This window comes from Variovorax sp. Sphag1AA (genome assembly GCF_014192575.1).
GTDB lineage: Bacteria > Pseudomonadota > Gammaproteobacteria > Burkholderiales > Burkholderiaceae_C > Variovorax.
The window spans coordinates 438,789-461,176 of the sequence record NZ_JACHYC010000002.1 but is presented as its reverse complement, the minus strand read 5'-3'; the positions used below and the strand labels follow the sequence as shown (position 1 = coordinate 461,176).

General features: G+C 64.8%; 22 protein-coding genes. All 22 read right to left on the bottom strand.

Annotated features, from left to right (window positions below; translation table 11 throughout):
* Nucleotides 1-9 precede the first annotated feature (9 nt).
* Nucleotides 10-639, bottom strand: a complete 630-nt coding sequence (gene hisB, locus FHW64_RS08640; RefSeq protein WP_184525085.1) for an imidazoleglycerol-phosphate dehydratase HisB — start codon at nucleotides 637-639, stop codon at nucleotides 10-12.
* Nucleotides 636-1,727 (bottom strand): histidinol-phosphate transaminase, encoded by a 1,092-nt coding sequence (gene hisC / locus FHW64_RS08635; protein ID WP_184525083.1) that lies wholly within the window; start codon nucleotides 1,725-1,727, stop codon nucleotides 636-638. Before hisC ends, hisB begins: the two co-directional genes overlap by 4 nt.
* A gap of 5 nt (nucleotides 1,728-1,732) precedes the next feature.
* Nucleotides 1,733-2,086 carry a hypothetical protein gene (locus FHW64_RS08630; RefSeq protein WP_184525081.1) on the bottom strand — a complete coding sequence of 118 codons (354 nt, stop codon included), beginning with the start codon at nucleotides 2,084-2,086 and terminating at the stop codon, nucleotides 1,733-1,735.
* A complete protein-coding gene (gene hisD / locus FHW64_RS08625; RefSeq protein WP_184525079.1) occupies nucleotides 2,086-3,402 on the bottom strand; it encodes a histidinol dehydrogenase in 1,317 nt (438 codons plus the stop codon). The genes FHW64_RS08630 and hisD overlap by 1 nt, the downstream gene beginning before the upstream one ends.
* 7 nt (nucleotides 3,403-3,409) lie before the next feature.
* A complete protein-coding gene (gene hisG, locus FHW64_RS08620) occupies nucleotides 3,410-4,051 on the bottom strand; it encodes an ATP phosphoribosyltransferase (protein WP_184525077.1) in 642 nt (213 codons plus the stop codon).
* Complete coding sequence (gene murA, locus FHW64_RS08615) at nucleotides 4,048-5,334, bottom strand: UDP-N-acetylglucosamine 1-carboxyvinyltransferase (RefSeq protein WP_184525075.1); 1,287 nt, start codon at nucleotides 5,332-5,334, stop codon at nucleotides 4,048-4,050. Before murA ends, hisG begins: the two co-directional genes overlap by 4 nt.
* Nucleotides 5,335-5,352: 18 nt before the next feature.
* The gene (locus FHW64_RS08610) at nucleotides 5,353-5,607 is read right to left on the bottom strand and encodes a BolA family protein (RefSeq protein WP_184525073.1); all 255 of its coding nucleotides are present in this window, start codon (nucleotides 5,605-5,607) and stop codon (nucleotides 5,353-5,355) included.
* 25 nt (nucleotides 5,608-5,632) lie between these two features.
* On the bottom strand, nucleotides 5,633-6,397 hold the full coding sequence (locus tag FHW64_RS08605; protein WP_184526274.1) for an ABC transporter permease: 765 nt from the start codon (nucleotides 6,395-6,397) through the stop codon (nucleotides 5,633-5,635).
* Nucleotides 6,397-7,344, bottom strand: coding sequence for an ABC transporter ATP-binding protein (locus FHW64_RS08600; RefSeq protein ID WP_184525071.1), 948 nt, complete (start codon nucleotides 7,342-7,344; stop codon nucleotides 6,397-6,399). The genes FHW64_RS08605 and FHW64_RS08600 overlap by 1 nt, the downstream gene beginning before the upstream one ends.
* Nucleotides 7,345-7,378: 34 nt before the next feature.
* Complete coding sequence (locus FHW64_RS08595) at nucleotides 7,379-7,651, bottom strand: lipid asymmetry maintenance protein MlaB (protein WP_184525069.1); 273 nt, start codon at nucleotides 7,649-7,651, stop codon at nucleotides 7,379-7,381.
* Nucleotides 7,652-7,658: 7 nt separating this feature from the next.
* Entirely contained in the window at nucleotides 7,659-8,327 is a 669-nt protein-coding gene (locus FHW64_RS08590) for a phospholipid-binding protein MlaC (RefSeq protein WP_184525067.1), read from the bottom strand.
* Between the two features lie 117 nt (nucleotides 8,328-8,444).
* The gene (locus FHW64_RS08585) at nucleotides 8,445-9,182 is read right to left on the bottom strand and encodes a VacJ family lipoprotein (protein ID WP_184525065.1); all 738 of its coding nucleotides are present in this window, start codon (nucleotides 9,180-9,182) and stop codon (nucleotides 8,445-8,447) included.
* Nucleotides 9,179-9,667 (bottom strand): outer membrane lipid asymmetry maintenance protein MlaD, encoded by a 489-nt coding sequence (mlaD, locus tag FHW64_RS08580; protein ID WP_184525063.1) that lies wholly within the window; start codon nucleotides 9,665-9,667, stop codon nucleotides 9,179-9,181. The genes FHW64_RS08585 and mlaD overlap by 4 nt, the downstream gene beginning before the upstream one ends.
* Before the next feature lie 25 nt (nucleotides 9,668-9,692).
* Nucleotides 9,693-10,475 (bottom strand): lipid asymmetry maintenance ABC transporter permease subunit MlaE, encoded by a 783-nt coding sequence (mlaE, locus tag FHW64_RS08575; RefSeq protein WP_184525061.1) that lies wholly within the window; start codon nucleotides 10,473-10,475, stop codon nucleotides 9,693-9,695.
* The gene (locus tag FHW64_RS08570) at nucleotides 10,472-11,299 is read right to left on the bottom strand and encodes an ABC transporter ATP-binding protein (RefSeq protein WP_184525059.1); all 828 of its coding nucleotides are present in this window, start codon (nucleotides 11,297-11,299) and stop codon (nucleotides 10,472-10,474) included. Before FHW64_RS08570 ends, mlaE begins: the two co-directional genes overlap by 4 nt.
* A 121-nt stretch (nucleotides 11,300-11,420) precedes the next feature.
* Nucleotides 11,421-12,899 (bottom strand): glutamate synthase subunit beta, encoded by a 1,479-nt coding sequence (locus FHW64_RS08565; protein ID WP_184525057.1) that lies wholly within the window; start codon nucleotides 12,897-12,899, stop codon nucleotides 11,421-11,423.
* 33 nt (nucleotides 12,900-12,932) lie between these two features.
* Nucleotides 12,933-17,675 (bottom strand): glutamate synthase-related protein, encoded by a 4,743-nt coding sequence (locus tag FHW64_RS08560; RefSeq protein WP_184525055.1) that lies wholly within the window; start codon nucleotides 17,673-17,675, stop codon nucleotides 12,933-12,935.
* Between the two features lie 176 nt (nucleotides 17,676-17,851).
* The gene (locus tag FHW64_RS08555) at nucleotides 17,852-18,553 is read right to left on the bottom strand and encodes a transposase (RefSeq protein WP_184525053.1); all 702 of its coding nucleotides are present in this window, start codon (nucleotides 18,551-18,553) and stop codon (nucleotides 17,852-17,854) included.
* 18 nt (nucleotides 18,554-18,571) lie between these two features.
* On the bottom strand, nucleotides 18,572-19,435 hold the full coding sequence (locus FHW64_RS08550) for an SAM-dependent methyltransferase (RefSeq protein WP_184525051.1): 864 nt from the start codon (nucleotides 19,433-19,435) through the stop codon (nucleotides 18,572-18,574).
* Nucleotides 19,432-20,001 carry a DUF1415 domain-containing protein gene (locus FHW64_RS08545; RefSeq protein WP_184525049.1) on the bottom strand — a complete coding sequence of 190 codons (570 nt, stop codon included), beginning with the start codon at nucleotides 19,999-20,001 and terminating at the stop codon, nucleotides 19,432-19,434. Before FHW64_RS08545 ends, FHW64_RS08550 begins: the two co-directional genes overlap by 4 nt.
* Nucleotides 19,998-21,260: a CynX/NimT family MFS transporter gene (locus tag FHW64_RS08540; RefSeq protein WP_184525047.1), complete on the bottom strand. Its 1,263-nt coding sequence runs from the start codon at nucleotides 21,258-21,260 to the stop codon at nucleotides 19,998-20,000. Before FHW64_RS08540 ends, FHW64_RS08545 begins: the two co-directional genes overlap by 4 nt.
* Nucleotides 21,257-22,387, bottom strand: a complete 1,131-nt coding sequence (locus FHW64_RS08535) for a deoxyguanosinetriphosphate triphosphohydrolase (RefSeq protein WP_184525045.1) — start codon at nucleotides 22,385-22,387, stop codon at nucleotides 21,257-21,259. The genes FHW64_RS08540 and FHW64_RS08535 overlap by 4 nt, the downstream gene beginning before the upstream one ends.
* Nucleotide 22,388 lies beyond the last annotated feature (1 nt).

Sequence of the window (22,388 nt, the reverse complement as noted above, 5' to 3'; positions counted from 1 at the left end):
GGTTCCAGTTCAGAGCGATCCCTTGGTGGAAGGAATGACGCCCGCCGAACGCGGATCGAGCTCCAGCGCCTCGCGCAGCGCCCGGGCGAAGGCCTTGAACACCGTCTCGCACTGATGGTGCGCGTTGACGCCCTTCAGGTTGTCGATGTGCAGCGTGACGAATGCGTGATTGACGAAGCCGTGGAAAAACTCGGAGGTGAGTTGCGTGTCGAAGGTGCCGATCATCCCGCTCGTGAAGGGCACGTCCATCACGAGGCCCGGGCGGCCCGAAAAGTCGATCACCACCCGGCTGAGCGCTTCGTCGAGCGGCACGTACGCGTGCCCGTAGCGGCGGATGCCCTTCTTGTCGCCGACGGCCTTGGCGACCGCTTGCCCGAGCGTGATGCCGACATCTTCGACGGTGTGATGGCCGTCGATGTGCAGGTCGCCCTTGCAGTCGATATCCAGGTCGATCAGCCCGTGGCGGGCGATCTGGTCGAGCATGTGATCGAAGAAGCCGATGCCCGTCGACAGATTGGCCTTGCCAGTGCCGTCGAGGTTGACGTGGACCGTGATCTTGGTCTCGGCCGTGTTGCGGGTGACGGTTGCCGTGCGCGCACCGGCGGCGATGACTGCTTCGGGGGCCGTGGGGGTGTTCATAGTGAGGATTCCAGCGCCGCGATCATCCGGGCGTTCTCGTCGGCGGTTCCGACAGTCAGCCGCAGGCAGTTCGCGAGCAATGGGTGCATTTTAGAAACGTTCTTGACCAGCACGCCGGCAGCCCGCATGCCCTCGAAAGTCCTGGCGGCATCGGGTACACGGATCAGGATCATGTTCGCTTCGCTCGGCCAGCTCTTCACGGCGGGCATCCGTCCGAGCGCCTCGAAGATCCGGGCACGCTGGCTGCGGATGTCGGCCGCCTGCTTGGCGAACACGTCGGCGTGCTCCAGGGCGAACAGGGCGCACTCGCAGTTCAGCACGCTGATGTTGTAGGGCGGGCGGACCTTGTCGATCTCGGCAACCAGTGCGGAGGGGCCCATCATGTAGCCGAGCCGCACGCCTGCAAGTCCGAACTTGCTCATCGTCCTCATCAGCAACACATGATCGTGGCGCGTCACGCGGTCGATGTAGCTCTTGCCGGCGAACGGCTGGTAGGCCTCGTCGATGACGACCAGACCTCCCTGCTCGCCTTGCGCCTCGACGATCCGCTCGATCGCCGCGTCGTCCCAGAGATTGGCCGTCGGGTTGTTCGGATAGGCGAGGTAGACGATGGCGGGCTTTTCGCGCGCGATGGCTTCGAGCATTGCGCGCTCGTCGAGCTCGAAGTCCGCGGTCAGCGGCACACCGACGAATCGCAGCCCTTGGAGTTGCGCGCTCATCGCGTACATCACGAAGCCGGGCACCGGCGCGAGGATGGCCGCACCGGGCAGATCGCAGGCCATGGCCAGCAGGGAAATCAGTTCATCCGAACCATTGCCCAGCATCAGCGAGAAACCTTCGGGCATGGCAGCGTGTTCGGCCAGGGCGCGCTGCAGGTCGGCGCTGCGCGGGCCCGGGTAACGGTTGAGCGCGAGCGCTCCCAAGCGCTGGCCCAGCGCGGCTTGCAGCGCGGGCGGCAGGCCATGCGGGTTCTCCATGGCGTCGAGCTTGAGCATGCCTCGGGCGTCCTGGACGGCATAGGCGTGCATCGATTGCACGTCCGCGCGAATGCGGCCGAGTGCGCGGTTCGTCGAAGTGGTGGATGTCATTCGGTTCAGGGCGAGCAGCGGTAGCTATTGCGCAGGGCCGAGGCGAGCACCAGTTGCACCGGCATGTCGGCCTCGTAGTTGTCGGCGTTGCGCGTCAGTTCGGTCTGGTAGAGCGAGCGCGCCATGGCGGGCTCGAACTTGCGCCCGTTGATGCAGAAATGCGGCTTGAGCCCCGCGCGCTGGTCGGCGTCGCTGGCTTCGCGCAGGCCCTCCATGACGCCCACCAGGTAGTAGTTCGCGTAGATCTTGCCGTCCTTTTCGTTGGCTTCGAGCGTGCGCAGTTCGCGAATGGACATCGCCTGCGCGCCGGCAGCAGCGAATGCCAGGGCAGCAAACAGGAACAGTCTGAGGGTGAACATCACTTGATCCGCATGCGCGCCGCTTCGGCGTGCGCGGTCAAGCCCTCGCCTTCCGCCAGAGTCACGGCCACGCGACCCAAGGCCTGGGCGCCGGTCTCGCTGACTTCGATCAGGCTCGACCGCTTCTGGAAGTCGTAGACGCCCAACGGCGAGCTGAAGCGTGCGGTGCCGCTCGTCGGCAGCACGTGATTGGGGCCCGCGCAATAGTCACCGAGGCTTTCGCTGGTGAAGGCGCCAAGGAAGATCGCGCCGGCGTGCTTGAGCAGCGGTTCCCAACGATGGGGCTCGCGGCTGCTGACCTCGAGGTGCTCCGGGGCGATCCGGTTGCTGATCTCGCAGGCCTCTTCCATGCTGCGCGTCTGGATCAGTGCGCCGCGCCCGTTCAGCGAGGCAGCGATGATTTCCGCGCGGGGCATGGAGGGAAGGAGCCGATCGATCTCCTGCTGAACCCGCTCGATATATCCGGCGTCCGGACACAACAGGATGCTCTGCGCGAGCTCGTCGTGCTCGGCCTGGCTGAACAGATCCATGGCGACCCAGTCGGGCGGAGTCGTGCCGTCGGCCAGCACCAGGATTTCGCTGGGGCCCGCGATCATGTCGATGCCGACCGTGCCGAAGACCCGGCGCTTTGCAGCCGCCACATAGGCGTTGCCGGGGCCGGTGATCTTGTCGACTGCCGGAACGGAGGCCGTGCCGTAGGCCAGCGCCGCCACGGCCTGCGCACCACCGATCGTGAAGGCGCGCGTCACGCCAGCCACGTGTGCTGCAGCCAGAACGAGCTGGTTCTTCTCGCCGCCGGGCGTCGGCACGACCATGATGATCTCGCCCACGCCCGCGACGTGCGCGGGAATGGCGTTCATCAGCACGCTGGATGGATAGGCCGCCTTGCCGCCGGGCACATAGATGCCGACGCGGTCGAGCGGCGTGACTTTCTGGCCCAGCAACGTGCCATCGGCATCACGGTAGCTCCAGCTTTCGCCGCTGGCCTTCTTCTGGGCCTCGTGGTAACTGCGCACCCGGCTTGCGGCTGCCTCGAGTGCATTGCGCTGCTCGGCCGGCAGCGATTCGAAGGCGCTGCGCAATTCGGCAGCGGTGAGTTCCAGCGACTCCATGCCAGTGGCTTCGAGTCGGTCGAAGCGCCGCGTGTACTCCAGCACCGCCTCATCGCCGCGCCGCTGCACGTCCGCGAGGATGTCCGCCACCACCTGCTCGATGGCCGCGTCCGCCTCGGCGGACCAATGCAGGCGCGCCTTGAATTCGGCCTCGAAGGTGGCCGTTGCGGTCGACAGACGGAGAGGAGTGGCTTTCAGGTTCATTGCAATGTCACGAGGAAGGAATGGCCGACTCGAACGCATCGACGATACGCCGGATCGCTTCGCGCTTGAGCTTGAGCGCCGCCTGGTTGACCACCAGCCGCGCGCTGATGTCCATGATGCGCTCGACCTCCACCAGGTGGTTGGCCTTGAGGGTATTGCCGGTCGAGACCAGATCGACGATGGCATCGGCAAGCCCCGTCAGCGGCGCCAGTTCCATGCTGCCGTAGAGCTTGATCAGGTCGACGTGCACGCCCTTGCTGGCGAAGAAGTCGCGCGCAAGTCCGACGTACTTGGTGGCCACCTTGATGCGCGAGCCTTGCTTCACGGCCGAGACGTAGTCGTAGTCGGCCCGTACCGCGACGCTCAGGCGGCAGGCGGCGATGCGCAGGTCCAGCGGCTGGTACAGGCCCTGGTTGCCGTGCTCGAGCAGGACGTCCAGGCCGGTCACGCCCAGGTCCGCGCCGCCGTACTGCACGTAGGTCGGAACGTCCGATGCACGCACCAGCACCACGCGGACGTCCGGGCGCGTCGTCGCCAGGATCAGCTTGCGCGATTTCTCGGGATCCTCGGTCACCTCGATGCCAGCAGCAGCGAGCAGCGGCATGGTCTCCTCGAAGATTCGGCCTTTCGAAAGCGCCAGCGTGATCATGGCTGCACCTCTGCCGGGCCCGCAACGCGCTCGATGTCGGCGCCGATGCCGCGCAGCTTCGACTCCATGCGGTCGTAGCCGCGATCGAGGTGATAGATGCGATCGACGAGCGTTTCGCCCTCGGCCACGAGACCGGCGATCACGAGGCTGGCCGATGCGCGCAGATCGGTCGCCATCACCGTCGCGCCGGACAGTTGCGAGACGCCTTCGATCACCGCGACCTTGCCGTCGGTCTGGATGCGCGCACCCAGGCGCAGCATCTCGTCGACGTGCATGAAGCGGTTCTCGAAGATCGTCTCCGTCACCGTCGATGTGCCTTCAGCGATCACGTTGAGCGCCATGAACTGCGCCTGCATGTCGGTCGGGAAGCCCGGGTATTCGGTCGTGCGGAAGCTCTGGGCCTTGAGGCGCCCCTGGCTGCGGACGCGGATGCCGTCGTCGGTGCCGCTCACCTCGGCGCCCGCCGCGCGCAGCTTCTCGATCACGGCGTCGAGGTGATCGGTACGGCCGTGTTTCAGGACGACGTCGCCGCCGGTGGCTGCCACGGCACAAAGGAAGGTGCCGGCCTCGATGCGGTCCGCGACCACCTGATGGGTGCACCCGCCCAGCTTCTCGACACCCTGGATACGGATACGGCTGGTGCCGTGGCCTTCGATCTTTGCGCCCATCGCGATCAGCATTTCGGCCAGGTCGGTGATCTCGGGCTCCTGCGCAGCGTTCTCAAGCACCGTCTCCCCTTCGGCCAGCGCGGCAGCCATGAGGAAGTTCTCGGTGCCGGTGACAGTCACCATGTCGGTCGTGATGCGCGCACCGTGCAGCCGCTTCCGGCCACCGCCGATGGTCGCGATCATGTAGCCGTGCTCGACCACGATGTCGGCGCCCATAGCCTGCAGGCCCTTGATGTGCTGGTCCACGGGCCGCGATCCGATCGCGCAGCCGCCCGGCAGCGAGACCTTGGCGCGTCCGAAGCGGGCGACCAGCGGCCCGAGCGCAAGCACCGACGCACGCATGGTCTTGACCAGTTCGTAGGGCGCCTCGGGCACTTCGAGCGAGCGCGCGTTGATCCGCACCGTCCCGTTGTCGTCGCGCTCGGCGGCCACGCCCATGTTGTGGACCAGCTTGAGCATGGTCTCGACGTCTTTCAGCCGGGGCACGTTGTGCAACGTCACCGGTTGATCGGTCAGAAGCGCCGCGCACAGTTCGGGTAGGGCGGCGTTCTTGGCGCCGGAAATGCGTACCTCGCCGCGAAGCGTACGCCCGCCGCGAATCAGAAGTTTGTCCATGAAGAATCCAGCGGAGGTCTAAAGGGAAGGCGAAGAAGCCTGCTTCGCCCACTCGGCGGGCGTGTAGGTTTTCATCGAGAGTGCATGCACCTCGTCGGTGTGCATTTTGGCACCCAGGGTCGCGTAGACAAGCTGATGGCGCTGGATCGCGCGCTTGCCCTCGAAAGAGGGGGAAACGATGGTGGCGTACCAGTGGCGACCATCGCCTTCGAGCGTGATGTGCTCGCAGCTCAGCCCGGCTTGAATGATCGATTGAAGTTCTTCGGCAGTCATGATGTCAGTCAGCGTAGGGGCAGGTTCATCCGCGAATCTTGTAGCCGATGCGCAGCAGGTGCACCGCGATCGCACTCACGACCAGCCAGGCGCCGCCGACGATCGCAAGACTGATCCACGGCGACACGTCGCTCACGCCGAAGAAGCCGAAGCGGAAGCCGTCGATCATGTAGAAGAACGGATTCAGGTGGCTCACCTTCTGCCAGAACGACGGGAGCGAACCGATCGAATAGAACACGCCCGAGAGGAAGGTCATGGGCATGATCAGGAAGTTCTGGAACACCGCCATCTGGTCGAACTTCTCGGCCCAGAGCCCGGCGATCAGCCCCAGCGTGCCGAGGATCGCGGCCCCGAGGAAAGCGAAGACGATGATCCACCACGGCGCGACAAAGCCGGGCATCGCGAAGAGCGAGGTCACCACGAACACGCCGAGCCCGACCGCCAGACCGCGCACCACCGAGGAGCCTACGTAGGCGAGGAACCATCCCCAGTGCGACAGCGGCGTGAGCAGCACGAACACCAGACTGCCCATGATCTTGCTTTGAATGATGGACGACGAGCTGTTGGCGAAGGCGTTTTGCAGCACGCTCATCATCACGAGCCCGGGCACCAGGAAGGCGGTGTAGCTCACGGTGCCGTAGACCTTGACGTGATCTTCGAGCACATGCCCGAAGACCATCAGGTAGAGCAGTGCGGTGAGCACCGGGGCGCCGACGGTCTGGAGGCCGACTTTCCAGAAGCGCAGGATTTCCTTGTAAAGCAGAGCGCGCCAGCCCAGCGCGTTGACCATCATCGCGCGACCTCCAACGGTGTCTGCTCGCCAGCCATCAGGTCGATGAAGACATCTTCCAGATCGGCCTTGCGCATTTCGACATCCTCGACGTCGAGCCCCGCTTCACGGAGAGCAGCCAGGAGTTGCTCGACTTCGTGCGCGTTCTGTGCCGGGAGCTGGACGATGCGTCCCGTGACGCGCGCATGCTGCGCGATCGACCAAGGCAGCATGCCGTCGGTCTTGAAGCGAAGCACGTTGCTTGCGGCGGAACGGAGCAGTTCGCTCGTCCGGTCGAGGGCGATCACGCGCCCCAGCTTCAGCATGGCGATGCGGTGGCAGAGCGCCTCCGCTTCTTCAAGGTAGTGAGTGGTCAGCAGCACCGTGCTGCCCTGCTTGTTGAGCTTGGCGACGAACTGCCACAGGGTCTGTCGCAGCTCGACGTCGACACCTGCGGTCGGCTCGTCGAGCACGATTACCGGCGGTTTGTGGACCAGCGCCTGCGCGACAAGGACGCGTCGCTTCATGCCGCCGGAAAGCTGGCGCATGTTGGCGGTCGCCTTGTCTGCGAGGCCCAGGCTGTGCAGGAGCTCGTCGATCCAGTCGTCGTTATTGCTGATGCCGAAGTAGCCGGACTGGATGCGCAAGGTCTCGCGCACATTGAAGAAGGGGTCGAAAACCAGCTCCTGGGGCACGATGCCCAACTGGCGCCGGGCCTGGCTGTATTCGCGCTGAACGTCGAAGCCATGCACCGCAATCGTGCCCGCGCTGGGGCGCGAGAGACCGGCGAGCATGCTGATCAGGGAGGTCTTTCCGGCGCCGTTTGGACCCAGGAGACCGAAGAATTCGCCCTCCTCGATCTCGAAACTCACATTGTCGACAGCACGGAGACCCGGTTTTCCCTGGGCCCGTTGCTGGCGTGAGGCAGGATAGGTCTTGGAGACCGATTGGAAGGAAATCGCGGGCATGGGAGCCGGCGATTTTACGGGGCTGGGATTTTTTCTATGGCGCGGCCGGCAAAAGGCCGGCAACTCCGTACAGCGACGCGAGTTCGCGCAGGCGCGGCGGAAGCCCTTTCACGGCGAATCCGCGCCCGAGGGCTGCGGACTCCCGCCGGCATTCGAGCAGCACCGCCAGCGCCGAGGAATCGAAGTGAACCAGCGCGGTGGCATCGACCACCGTCGAACTGCCGTTCTGCCCCGCCAACCCGCGCTGGAGCATGTAGACGCAAGTGGAAGCCTCGTCGTGGGTCAGCTTCGGCGGCAGCACCAGCATGGTTCGCTCAGCTCTTGCTGGGGTTGGTGCTGTTGGACTTGTTGCGCGCAGCAAGGGTGGCAATCAGGCCGTCGATGCCCTTGGCATTGATCTGCTGCGCGAACTGGCTGCGATAGGTATCGACCAGCCACACGCCGAGGACGTTGATGTTGTAGATCTTCCAGCCGCCGGCTTCTCCCGGGGTCTTTTCGAGGCGGTAGTCGAGCTGCACCGGATCGCCGCTGCCGCGCACTTCGGTTCGCACGAGCACTTCCTTGTCTTCCGGGGAACCGCGGAAGGGACGAACACTGACGGTCTGGTCGCTGACCTGTTCGAGCGCGCCCGCGTAGGTGCGCACCAGAAGGGTCTTGAATTCTTCTTCCAGCCGCTTTTGCTGCTCCGGCGTGGCCTGACGCCAGGCGGGGCCAACGGCAGAAGAGGTCATGCGCTGGAAGTTCACGTTCGGCATGACCTTGGTATCGACCAGCGCCATGATCTTGGTGAGGTCGCCAGCCTTGATGGACTTGTCGGCCTTGATGGATTCGAGCACGTCAACGGAAAGGCGCTTGACGAGCGCATCCGGCGCCTCGTCTTCGGCGGCGCGGACCGGGCCCACGTAGGCGACCGCAGCGCCAACCAGCAGCAGGCCCGCCATCAAGAAACGCCCGAAGGTGCGGCGTTGAAGAATCTGGTTCATTAATAGTCCCTGTTTCAAATCACGAAATCGCTCGCGCGAACGGTTGGAGAGAGCCTACCTGCCCGGGTTCCTCCGGCCAAGGAGGCGCTGCAACCGAATGCAAGCGCGCTTGCAGCGTCAGTTTCCGTCGTCTGGCAGATTACCGTCGTGCACTTCACTGCGGCGGCGCTGTAGGAAAGCATCGCGTGTGAACGTGTATCGATCGAGCGCGGCATCGTCGAGAAGCTGGCTGGCCCGCAGCAGGTTGGACCTCAGATCGACCAGCCGCAGCGCATACAACGAGTTGCGCACCGAGACCTCAGACACATAACTGACCGGATCGCCCCGGAAGTCCAGCGGCAGCGCGGCTGCATCGCGCAAGGTCGACGGGCCGAGCAGCGGCAGCACCAGGTACGGGCCGGCGGGCACGCCCCATCGACCCAGCGTCTGGCCGAAATCCTCGGAGTGGCGGTCGAGGCCAGCTTCGGTGGCGATATCGAGCAGGCCGCCCAGACCGAAGAAGGTGTTGACGTTCACGCGCATGAAGGTCTGCGCGCTGTCCTGCAGCTTCAGCTGCGCAACGCTGTTGACGAAGCTCCAGACGTCCGAGAGGTTGCCGAAGAAGTTGTTGACGCCGGTCCGGATGGGCGACGGGAGCACGCGCTGGTACACCGTGGCCACCGGACGCAGAACCGCGTCGTCGACGGTGTCGTTGAAGCGCGCGACCTGGCGATTGAGCGGCTCCAGTGGGTCGGCCGGATTGGCGTTCGGGCCGGTAGCGCAGCCGGTCACCAGCGCCAGCGCGGCGACGGACAACGCTCCGCGCAGGGCAGCAGGGGCTGCGGAACGCGAAGCGGAAGGAAATCGTGGTTTCATTTCTTGTTGGAGTTGTTCTGCGAACTGCCCCCTTCGGCTGCCTTGCTGTAGAGGAACTGCCCGATGAGATTTTCGAGGACGACGGCAGACTGGGTCGCGGTGATGACGTCGCCTGGCTGCAGGTTCTTCTCGTCCGCTCCGGCCTCGATGCCGATGTACTGCTCACCGAGCAGGCCGCTGGTCAGGATCTTCAGGGAGCTGTCCTTTGGAAAGCTATATCGGCTTTGAAGGGCCAAAGTTACAGTGGCCTGGAAGTTCTTGTCGTCGAATGCGATCGACTCGACGCGCCCGACGACGACACCGGCGCTCTTGACCGCCGTCTGCGGCTTCAAGCCGCCGATGTTGTCGAATCGGGCGGTCACCGGATAGGTCTTCTGGAAGTTCAGGCCCAACAGGTTGGCCGACTGGAGGGCGAGGAACAGCAGCGCCGCTGCCCCGATCAGCACGAACAGGCCGACCCAGATGTCTTTGTTGGAACGTTGCATTTCTTGCACTCTCCTGATCGTTTCTCTAGATGCTGAACATCATGGCGGTCAGCACGAAGTCGAGACCGAGCACCGAAAGCGAGGCCACCACGACTGTTCGCGTCGTGGCGCGTGACACACCCTCGGGCGTCGGCTGCGACTCATAACCCTGCAGCAACGCGATGAACGTGACGGTCAGGCCAAAGACGATGCTCTTGACCACGCCGTTGCCCACGTCGCGCCACACATCGACGCCACCCTGCATCTGCCCCCAGAACGCGCCGGGATCGACGCCCAGCATCAGCACCCCGACGACATAGCCGCCCAGCACGCCTACCGCGCTGAACACCGCGGCCAGTAACGGCATGGTGATGACGCCACCCCAGAATCGCGGCGCAAGGATGCGCTGCACCGGGTCGACCGCCATCATTTCCATTGCGCTCAATTGCTCGCCGGCCTTCATCAGGCCGATCTCGGCGGTGAGCGACGTACCGGCACGGCCCGCGAACAGCAGCGCGGCGACAACCGGGCCCAGTTCACGCACGAGGCTCAATGCCACCAGCAATCCGAGCGCTTCCGACGATCCGTAGCGCTGCAGCGTGTAGTAGCCCTGGAGCCCCAGCACGAAGCCCACGAAGAGACCCGACACCGCGATGATTGCCAGCGAGTAGTTGCCGAGGAAGTGGATCTGGTCTCGCACCAACCCGAAGCGGCGGAAGCTGCGCATGCCGCCGATGAACAGGCGCAGGAACAATTGCGCGCCGACGCCAAGGTCGGCGAGCTTGCTACGCACGGCGAAGCCGACGTCCGATGGGCGGTACCAACTCATGCCCGCCCTCCGTGGCTGTTGCCGAAATCGTCCTCGACCGTTGTAGCCGGGTAGTGGAAATGCACTGGCCCTTCAGGCAGCGCATTGACGAATTGGTGGACCAGCGGGTCATCGCTGCGGCGCACGTCGTCGGGCCGGCCCTGCGCCGCGATGCCGCCGTTGGCCAGGATGATCACGTGGTCGGCGATGCGGAAGGTCTCTTCGAGGTCGTGCGAGACGATGACGCTGGTCAGCCCCAGCGTGTCGTTGAGCTGGCGGATCAGACGTGCGGCCGTGCCGAGCGAAATCGGATCGAGGCCCGCGAACGGCTCGTCATACATGACGAGGTCCGGGTCCAGCGCGATCGCACGAGCGAGCGCCACGCGGCGCGCCATGCCGCCCGAGACCTCGCTGGGCATCAGATCACGCGCACCGCGCAGGCCGACTGCATCGAGCTTCATCAACACGATGTCCCGGATCAGAGATTCGGGTAGGTTCGTGTGCTCGCGCAGCGGGAAAGCCACGTTGTCGAACACGCTCATGTCGGTAAAGAGCGCGCCGAACTGGAACAGCATGCCCATGCGCCGCCTGACCGCGTAGAGGCCGGTGGCATCGAGCTTGCCGACATCTTGACCGTTGACCAGCACTTCGCCGCGCCGCGCGCGGATCTGTCCGCCGATCAGTCGCAGGACGGTCGTCTTGCCGCCGCCCGATGCGCCCATGAGTGCAGTGACCTTGCCACGCGGAACGGCGAAGGAGACGTCATTGAGGATCGCGCGTGAGTCGTAGCCAAAGGCGACGTGGCGGAATTCGACGAGCGATGTGTCTGGTGTTGTTGGATCCATGGCAATGAAAAAGCCGGGGCGTCTCTCGACATCCCGGCTCGCGGTAACGCAATGATACGGGAAGCCCGGTTCGGAGCTCGCCGACCGGCTTCCCTGGGCGTTCCGCCCCAACAACAGGACCTCAGCGCGGCAGGTCGCTGAAACCCATCAGGAACTCGTCGACCGCGCGTGCGGCCTGACGACCTTCGCGGATGGCCCAGACGACCAGCGACTGGCCGCGGCGGATGTCGCCGGCAGCAAACACCTTCGGCACGTTGGTCGCATAGCCGCCGATGAAGTCGACGCTGGCCTTGGCATTGCCACGTGCGTCCTTTTCAACGCCGAAGGCGTCCAGGATGTTCGCAACGGGGCTGACGAAGCCCATGGCAAGCAGCACGAGGTCTGCCTTGAGCACCTGTTCGGAGCCCGCGACCTCGACCATCTTGCCGTCCTTCCACTCGACGCGGACTGTCTTCAGGCCGGTGACCTTGCCCTTTTCGCCGATGAATTCCTTGGTCGAGATCGCGAATTCGCGCTCGCAGCCCTCTTCGTGGCTCGAGCTGGTCCGCAGCTTGTACGGCCAGTAAGGCCAGGTCAGCGGACGGTTCTCTTCCTCGGGCGGCTGCGGCATGAGCTCGAACTGAGTCACGGTGACAGCACCGTGGCGGTTGCTGGTGCCCACGCAGTCGGAGCCGGTGTCGCCGCCGCCGATGACGATCACGTTCTTGCCGTCGGCGCGGATCTGCCCCTTGACCTTGTCACCGGCGTTGATCTTGTTCTGCTGCGGCAGGAATTCCATCGCGAAATGGATGCCGTCGAGATCGCGGCCCGGCACGGGCAGGTCGCGCGATTGCTCGGCACCGCCCGTCAGCACGATGGCATCGAACTCCTTCTGGAGTTCCTCGGGCGTGACGGTTTCCTTGGCCCAGTTCGTCACCTTGGAGCCCTTGCCGAGCGGATCCTTGGCCGCGCCGACCATCACGCCGGTACGGAAGGTGACGCCCTCAGCCTTCATCTGCTCAACGCGACGATCGATGTGCGACTTCTCCATCTTGAAGTCGGGGATGCCGTAGCGCAGCAGGCCGCCGATGCGGTCGTTCTTCTCGAACAGCGTCACGTCGTGGCCGACGCGCGCCAGCTGCTGCGCAGCCGCCATGCCCGCCGGGCCCGAACCGACCACGGCGACCTTCTTGCCGGTCTTGTGCTTCGCCACGCGCGGCGCGACCCAGCCCTCATCCCATGCGCGATCGATGATCGCGTGCTCGATCGACTTGATGCCGACCGCGTCGTCGTTCACGTTGAGCACGCAGGCCGCCTCGCAGGGCGCGGGGCAGATGCGGCCGGTGAACTCCGGGAAGTTGTTGGTCGAATCGAGCACCACGAAGGCGCTCTGCCAGTCGGCGCGATAGACAAGGTCGTTGAAGTCTGGAATGACGTTGTTGACCGGGCAGCCGCTGTTGCAGAACGGCGTGCCGCAGTCCATGCAGCGTGCGCCCTGGACCTTGGCCTGCGCGTCGTCCAGGCCGACGACGAATTCCTTGTAGTGCTTGACCCGTTCATCGACGGGCTTGTAGCCCTCCTCGATCCGTTCATGCTCCATGAAGCCGGTGATTTTTCCCATCGTGCTTACCTCTGTTCTTCGTTCTGATTGGCGTCAGACTGCCGCCACCGGCTTCGCGGCTGCATGGGGTTCCATGCCCGCGTGTGCGTTGTTGCCGCTGCTCGTGAGCTCGACCTCGCGGTCGTGCATCTCGGCCAGGGCGCGCTTGTATTCGTTCGGGAACACCTTCACGAACTTGGTGCGCGCGACCGCCCAGTTGTCGAGCAGCTCGCGTGCGCGCTTGCTGCCGGTCCAACGGTGGTGCTCCTCGAGCAGCTTCTTCAGGCGCGCTTCGTCGGTCTCGCCGTCGTGCCAGACCTTGCGATGCACGCTCGCGGTCTGCTCGGCCGAGGTCAGGACCTTGTCGAGCGACACCATCGAGAGGTTGCAGCGTGAGGCGAACTGGCCGTCTTCGTCGTAGACGAAGGCGACGCCGCCGCTCATGCCGGCGGCGAAGTTGCGGCCGGTCTTGCCGAGCACGGCCACCGTGCCGCCGGTCATGTATTCGCAACCGTGGTCACCGGTGCCTTCAACGACTGCCGTCGCCCCCGACAGACGCACCGCGAAACGCTCGCCGGCCACGCCGCAGAAATAGGCCTCGCCGGTGGTCGCGCCGTACAGCGCGGTGTTGCCGACGATGGTGTTGCGGATGGCTTCGCCGCGGAAGTCGAGGCTCGGACGCACCACCACGCGGCCGCCCGAGAGGCCCTTGCCGGTGTAATCGTTGGCATCGCCGATCAGGTACAGCGTGATGCCGCGGGCCAGGAAGGCGCCGAACGATTGGCCGCCCGTGCCTTCGAGCTGGATGCGGATCGAGTCGTCCGGCAGGCCCTGCGGATGCACCTTGGTCAGCGCGCCCGAGAGCATCGCGCCGACCGAACGGTTGACGTTGCGGGCGACTTCGATGAACTGCACCTTCTCGCCCTTGTCGATGGCGGGACGCGAGCGTTCGATGAGCTTGTTGTCCAGGCTCTTCGCGAGGCCGTGATCCTGCAGGTCGACGTGGTAGCGCGCCACTTCGGCCGGCACGTTCGGCTGCGCGAACAGGCGGCTGAAATCGAGGCCGCGCGCCTTCCAGTGTTCGATGCCCTTGCGGGTGTCGAGCAGGTCGGCACGACCGATCAGGTCGTCGAACTTGCGCACGCCGAGCTGCGCCATGATCTGGCGGACTTCCTCGGCGACGAAGAAGAAGTAGTTGACGACGTGCTCGGGCCGGCCCGAGAACTTCTTGCGCAGCACCGGGTCCTGCGTGGCCACGCCCACCGGGCAGGTGTTCAGGTGGCACTTGCGCATCATGATGCAGCCCTCGACCACCAGCGGTGCGGTCGCGAAGCCGAACTCGTCCGCACCGAGCAGCGCGCCGATCGCGACGTCGCGGCCGGTCTTCATCTGGCCGTCGGCCTGCACGCGGATGCGGCCGCGCAGGCGGTTGAGCACCAGCGTCTGCTGCGTTTCAGCCAGGCCGATTTCCCACGGGCTGCCCGCGTGCTTGATCGACGACCAGGGCGAAGCGCCCGTGCCGCCATCATGGCCGGCGATCACGACGTGATCGCTCTTGCACTTGGCAACGCCTGCGGCGATGGTGCCCACGCCCACTTCGCTCACCAGCTTGACGCTGACGCTCGCATGGGGCGCGACGTTCTTCAGGTCGTGGATCAGCTGGGCCAGATCCTCGATCGAATAGATGTCGTGGTGCGGCGGCGGCGAGATCAGGCCGACACCCGGCACCGAGTAGCGGAGCGCGCCGATGTACTGCGACACCTTGCCGCCCGGCAGCTGGCCGCCTTCGCCGGGCTTCGCGCCCTGCGCCATCTTGATCTGGATCTGGTCCGACGACGACAGGTATTCGGCGGTAACGCCGAAACGGCCCGAAGCGACCTGCTTGATCTTGGAACGCAGCGAATCGCCATCCTTCAGCGGCAGGTCGACTTCGACGTTCGACTCGCCGATCACGCTCTTGAGCGTGTCGCCCATCTTGATCGGAATGCCCTTGAGCTCGTTGCGATAGCGCGCGGGATCTTCGCCGCCTTCGCCGGTGTTGCTCTTGCCGCCGATGCGGTTCATGGCAATCGCCAGCGTGGAATGCGCTTCGGTGCTGATCGAGCCGAGCGACATCGCGCCGGTCGCAAAGCGCTTGACGATCTCGCTCGCGGGCTCGACTTCGTCCACGGGAATCGCCTTGGACGGATCGAACTTGAACTCGAACAGGCCGCGCAGCGTGAGGTGCCGGCGGTTCTGGTCGTTGATGATCTGCGCGTATTCCTTGTAGGTGTTGAAGTTGTTGGCGCGCGTGCTGTGCTGCAACTTGGCGATGGCGTCAGGCGTCCACATGTGCTCTTCGCCGCGCGTGCGCCAGGCGTATTCGCCGCCGGCGTCGAGCATGTGCGCGAGCACCGGGTCGTCGCTGAAGGCCGCCTTGTGCATGCGGATCGCTTCCTCGGCGATGTCGAACACGCCGATGCCCTCGACGCGGCTCGCGGTGCCGGTGAAGTACTTCTCGACCGTTTCGGTGTTCAGGCCGATGGCTTCGAACAACTGCGCACCGCAGTAGCTCATGTAGGTGCTGACACCCATCTTCGACATGATCTTCGACAGACCCTTGCCGATTGCCTTGACGTAGTTGTAGATGGCCTTCTCGGCGCTCAGATCGCCCGAGAGGTCTTCGTGCATCGCGGCCAGCGTTTCCATCGCGAGGTACGGGTGAACCGCTTCCGCGCCGTAGCCGGCGAGCACGCCGAAGTGATGGACTTCGCGCGCCGAGCCCGTCTCGACGACGAGGCCGGCCGTGGTGCGCAGGCCCTCACGCACGAGGTATTGATGCACGGCGGACAGCGCGAGCAGCGCCGGGATCGCGATCTGCGACGGACCGACGTTGCGGTCGCTCACGATCAGGATGTTGTGGCCGAGCTTGATCGCATCGACCGCCTCGGCGCACAGCGACGCGAGCTTGGCTTCAACGCCCTCTTCGCCCCATGCGAGCGGATAGGTGATGTCGAGCGTGTAGCTCTTGAACTTGCCCTGCGTGTACTTGCCGATGTCGCGCAGCTTCGCCATGTCGGCGAAGTCGAGGATCGGCTGGCTCACTTCGAGCCGCATCGGCGGGTTGACCTGGTTGATGTCCAGCAGGTTCGGCTTCGGGCCGATGAAGGACACCAGCGACATCACGATCGCTTCGCGGATCGGGTCGATCGGCGGGTTCGTCACCTGCGCGAACAGCTGCTTGAAGTAGTTGTAGAGCGGCTTGTTCTTGTTGGAGAGCACGGCCAGCGGGCTGTCATTGCCCATCGAGCCGATGCCCTCTTCGCCGGCCGCTGCCATCGGGCTCATCAGGAACTTGATGTCTTCCTGCGTGTAGCCGAAGGCCTGCTGGCGGTCGAGCAGCGTGACTTCGCTCGTCAGCGGCTGCACGGGCTCGGCTTCGACGCTGTCGAGCTTGATGCGCAGGTTCTCGATCCACTGCTTGTAGGGCTTGCTGTTCGCGAGGGTGGCCTTGACCTCCTCGTCATCGATCATGCGGCCCTGCTCCAGGTCGATCAGGAACATCTTGCCGGGCTGCAGACGCCACTTGCGGACGATCTTCTGCTCGGGCACCGGCAGCACACCGGACTCGGAACCCATGATGACGAGGTCGTCGTCGGTCACGCAGTAGCGCGAGGGACGCAGGCCGTTGCGATCGAGCGTGGCGCCGATCTGGCGGCCATCGGTGAAGACGATCGACGCGGGGCCGTCCCACGGCTCCAGCATCGCTGCGTGGTATTCATAGAACGCGCGGCGGCGCGTGTCCATGGTGGCGTGCTGCTCCCACGGCTCGGGGATCATCATCATCACAGCCTGGCTGATCGGGTAGCCAGCCATCGTGAGCAGTTCGAGGCAGTTGTCGAACGTCGCGGTGTCTGACTGGCCGGCGAAGCTGATCGGATAGAGCTTCTGCAGGTCGGCGCCCAGCACCGGCGAGGACATCACGCCTTCGCGTGCCTTCATCCAGTTGTAGTTGCCCTTGACCGTGTTGATTTCGCCGTTGTGGGCGACATAGCGGTACGGGTGGGCGAGCGGCCACTCGGGGAATGTGTTGGTCGAGAAGCGCTGGTGCACGAGGCCGAGCGCCGAGACGCAGCGCTTGTCCTGCAGGTCGAGGTAGTAGGTGCCGACCTGGTCAGCGAGCAGCAGGCCCTTGTAGACGACCGTACGGCTCGACATGCTCGGAACGTAGTATTCCTTGCTGTGCTTGAGCTTCAGGCGCTGGATGTTCGCGCTGGCGGTCTTGCGGATCACGTAGAGCTTGCGCTCCAGCGCGTCCTGCACGATCACGTCGTTGCCGCGGCCGATGAAGATCTGGCGCAGGAGCGGCTCCTTGGCGCGCACCGTGGGCGACATCGGCATTTCGTGGTTGACCGGCACGTCGCGCCAACCCAGGAGAACCTGGCCTTCGGCCTTGACGGCGCGCTCCAGTTCCTGCTCGCAGGCTTCGCGGGATGCGTGCTCCTTCGGCAGGAAGATCATGCCGACGCCGTATTCGCCCGGAGGAGGAAGCGTGACGCCCTGCTTCGCCATCTCCTCGCGGTAGAGCAAATCGGGGAGCTGGATCAGGATGCCAGCGCCGTCACCCATGAGTTTGTCAGCGCCCACTGCGCCACGGTGATCCAGATTTTCGAGGATCTTGAGCGCCTGGCCAACGATAGCGTGGCTCTTTTCGCCCTTGATATGGGCCACGAAGCCGACACCGCAGGCGTCGTGTTCGTCAGCGGCGGAATAAAGACCATGTTGTTGGAGATGCTCGATCTCGGCAGCCGTCGTCATGGCGTGCTCCTTCAGTTTTCGCAGGGAAAGGGAGCATATTGCTTTGCACAAATAATGCCAAACGGTTTAATTGGGGTCAGATCTGAATTAAATCTTGCCCATATTTGTCAACATTTAAATGGGGACACATCAAAAACAGTAGCACTGAGCCCTTGTTGAACCTAGTGCTCAGGCGCTTACGAGCTTGATTCGCGCGGCAAACGGGGGCGTCCTGGACGCGCCTTTCGAATCCGGCGTTCTGTGGTTTTTTGTAACGATTCGAGGAAGTGGCGGTCGCCGACGGCCCAACCGCGAAGTACGCCTTCGGTGAGCAGCACCCGATCGGCCTCGGAAATCCCCGCGCGCACCAACTCAGCGTAGGCAGCTTCGCGCGCGAACGGCGTGTTGCCGAGCGCCCAATAGAGGGGATGCGGCGTCAGCAGCTTGTCGTGGCGCAGCCCGGCGTAGTGGCCATAGCTCGACCACGGGTAGTCCCGGGCATCCGCAACCAGCCCGGCGCGCACCGGATTGAGGTCCATGTAGGCCATGCAGGCCAGCAGGTAGTGCTCGGGCTGGATCAGGGTCGACTTGTAGCGCCCCTCCCACAACGTACCGGTGCGTCCGTGGCGGTCATTGAAGTACCGGACATAGCGCCTTCCGACTGCCTGAACCCATTGTGGCAGCCCATCAGCCGTGGAAGGCGTGGCCAGCAGGTGAAGATGGTTTTCCATCTGGACGTACGCATGAATGGCGACCCCGTGGCGCACCGCGTTCTCGCCCAGGAGGCCCAGCATCATTTGGTGATCCGCACTGTCCATGAAGATCGGCTGCCGGTTGTTGCCGCGCTGGACAATGTGGTGCGGCTGATCAGCCAGCGTGAGACGGGGCAGTCGGGCCATGGCGCGGGGTCCGTTGATTCAGGGCAGCCTGAAGCGCGTCTCCATCAGCGACTCGAGGCCGAACTGGGCCAGCAATTCGCTCAGCCTCGCAGCGGCGCTCGCCTTTCGCTGGCCGGTATGGCGGGCGATGATGAGCTCGTTCTTCATGCTGTGCTCCCAGCCGACGAGCTCGGTCACGGTGACCTGGTAGCCATTCGCCTCGAGATAGAGGCACCGCAACACGTTGGTGAGCTGGCTGCCGATCTCGCGCGTATGCAGCGGATGCCGCCAGAGCTCGGCCAGCGGCGTGCGCGACAACGCGAGGGCCTTGGTCTGGCGCAGGCAGGCGGCGACTTCGGCCTGGCAACACGGCACCAGCACCATGAAGCTCGCATGCTTGGCGAGCCCGAATGCGATGGCGTCGTCCGTAGCGGTGTCGCAGGCGTGCAGCGCGGTGACGACGTCGATTCGCTCGGGAAGCTCGGTGGCGGTCGCGGATTCGGCCACGGTCAGGTTGAGGAACGACATGCGCTCGAAATGCAGGCGCCCTGCCAGTGCCCGCGACTTGTCGACCAGATCGGTGCGCGTCTCAATGCCGTACACATGTCCGCCGCCCCGCGCCTTGAAGAACAGGTCGTAGATGATGAATCCGAGATACGACTTGCCCGCGCCGTGGTCGGCCAGCGTCGCCCCTGCACCGTCACCCGGCAGCTCCTGCAGCAGCTTCTCGATGAACTGGAACAGGTGGTAGACCTGTTTGAGCTTTCGCCGCGAATCCTGGTTGAGCCGGCCTTCGCGGGTGAGGATGTGCAGTTCCTTGAGCAGTTCGACGGACTGCCCCGGACGCAGCTCGCCTTGCACTTCGGCCTTTGCCGCCTTCTCCGCCTTTGCCAGCTTGCTCATCGCGCCGCTCCCGGGCCGACGTCTAGCGCCTCCCACCCTGAGGGGCCGAGGTTCTCCAGCGTCTCCATATTGCGACCGAAGATGGCCTCGGCGTCCGGAAAGGCTTCGACCGCGCGATCCACACTCTCCTCGCGCAGAAGATGCAGCGTGGGGTAAGGCGCCCGGTTGGTCGCGTTCGTAATGTCGTCCGCTTCCGTGCCGGCGAACTGGAAATGCGGGTGAAAGCTGGCCAGCTGGAGTTCGCCGTCGAAGCCTTCGCGGGCGAGCCGCCGTTCGGCGCGCGCGAGGAAATCGTTGAAGTCGAGAAAATCGGTCAAGGTGTTGGGCGCAATCAGGAGCGTCGTATCTCTTTCGGTGGCGCTGATGTCGCGAAGCGCCCTGGCCTCATCGACAAGCGCATCGATCAACCCAGATTCGTCGGGTGATGGATACATCGCATAGTGGACTTGTCCGCGGACGTGGACGGCCTTGGCAAACGGACACAGGTTGAGCCCGATCACGGCACGCTCGAGCCAGCGGCGGGTATCGGCCTCGGCCTGCTCCGCGGAGACGGTGGAGGAATTCATGCAGTCCCCCTGCGCGGAAGGGCCGGCGACAGTCGGGCGGCCAAGGCGATGCCCAACAGCGAACAAGTCAGTGTCACGACCCAGGTCCATTGCCACCCGCCCGCGCGATGCGCGATCCACGCGACGAACGGCGGAGCAGCGAACTGACCCAGGGAAGATGCCTGCACCATCAGCCCGATCGTCGTGGACACGGTGGACGGCCCAGGCGCCAGCCGCACGCCCAACATGAACAAGGTGGCCGGAATCACTCCGCCCGCGAGCGAGAACATGCAGACGGCGAGGTAGCGAAGCGCAGGCGGAAGGCTCAACGCGTCTTGCGGCGCACCGATCTGCGCGAATGCCGCCACGCTGCCGAGCGCCATGACGACAAAGCCCCAGCGAAGCAGGCGGTCCGGTGCCACACCGTGCTGCAACAGCCGCCCACCCGTCACGTTGCCGACGATGTTCATCGCCGCCGCAAGGGCTGTCAGCGCGGCCGTCCATCCTGCGGGAACGCCGGCATCGACATAGATCGCCGGCAGGAATCCGATCACGGCCATCCATTGCGACGAATAGACGGCGAAGGCCAATGCCAGCGTCCAAGGACCGCTGGCGCTCGCGGTTTCGCGCAGGCGGGCAGGCCATGCCTCCGCGGCTCCGGCGGCGGCCGATCTTCGGAGCCGATCACTCGGAACCACGGCGGCAACCCACACCGCGGCCGCGGCGGAAAGCAGCCCCAGGGCCCACCACCAACCCGCCCAATCGAGCCAGGCGATGAAGGCCGGGCCGGCAAGCAGCCCAAGCGCAACGCCGAGCGGCATGTACGCACCCCAGAGCCCCATTGCGGCCTTTTCGGCGCTGGGGGGAACCATGGCGCGGATCAGACCCGGTCCAGGCATGACCGCGAGCAGAAAGCCGAAGCCTTCGAGCGCCCGTAGCGCAAGGAGCAGCGGAAGCGCATGCGCCTTGTCGTGGATCGAGGCGCCGACGAAGCCGCCCAGAAGGCTGGCGCAGGACACGAGTACGAGTCCCATCAACATGCTCCGACGCAGGCCGATCGAGTCAGCCGCGAGGCCGACGAAGACGCCGAGGGTCATGCTGGCGACCTGTATCAGCGACAGCAGGAAGCCAGCTTCGACCAAGCTGATGCCGAGTCCGGATTGCAGCGCCGGCACTGCCGGTGGCAGCTTCCCGATGTGCAGCGCCGCAGCGACCCCTGCGGCAACCACAGCGAGTGCGGCTGGGGGCACGCGCACGCCGGTCTTGTGGCTGTTGCTCATTCGATCCACCGCCGTCCGGTCAGGCGCTCGTATTCACGAATCGCGAAACGATCGGTCATCCCGGCAATATAGTCCGCCACCGCCCGATGCCGGTCCGCGCGCTCCGCGTAGCGTTCGGGCATCTGAGCGGCATCGGCAAGGTACCCCTCGAACAGGTCGCGAACGACCTCCTTCGCCTGCTCGGTGGTCGCCATGACCCGCGGATGCCGGTACAGATTGCGAAACAGGAAGCGCTTGAGTTCTGAGGATTCGCGGCGCATGGTCTCGCTGAAGAGAACAAGCGGCCCCGCTTTTCGCGCCGCATCCGCATCGGAAGGCGACGCGGACCGGACCGCCGCCGAGGTTGCGTCGATGACGTCGTATACCTGCGCGCTGAGCATGCGCCGGATTGCTTCGTAGAGCACCCGCCTTCCGCGAAGCGCCGGGTACTCATCGAGTGTCTCCTTGCGATAGCGCTCGAACAGGGCGAGTTCGCCCAGCAGTTCGATATCGATCAGACCCGACCTGACACCATCGTCGATGTCATGCGCGTTGTAGGCGATCTCGTCGGCGAGGTTGCAGAGTTGTGCCTCCAGGCTGGGCTGTGTGCGATCGCAGAACCGCCGGGCCACGCCGTCCGGCTCTGCGGCTTCGAGACGCTCCGCATTGGCGCGCGAACAGTGCTTGAGGATGCCCTCGCGCGTCTCGAAGCTCAGATTGAGTCCGTCGTATCGGGGGTAACGTTGCTCGAGCTCATCCACCACTCGCAAGCTTTGCAGGTTGTGCTCGAAACCTCCGTGGTCCTGCATGCAGGCATCGAGCGCGTCCTGGCCGGCATGGCCGAACGGCGTGTGCCCGAGATCATGTGCGAGCGCGATGGCCTCGACGAGGTCCTCATTGAGCCGGAGCGCCCGCGCGATCGAGCGGCCAAGCTGAGCCACTTCGAGCGAGTGCGTCAAGCGAGTCCGGAACAGATCGCCTTCGTGATTGAGGAACACCTGCGTCTTGTAGACGAGGCGCCGGAAGGCGGTCGAATGCACGATGCGATCGCGATCGCGCTGGAACGCATCGCGCGTGGGAGCCGGCTCTTCGGCATGCCTGCGTCCGCGCGAAAGCGACGCATGGCTGGCGTAAGGCGCGAGGCTCATC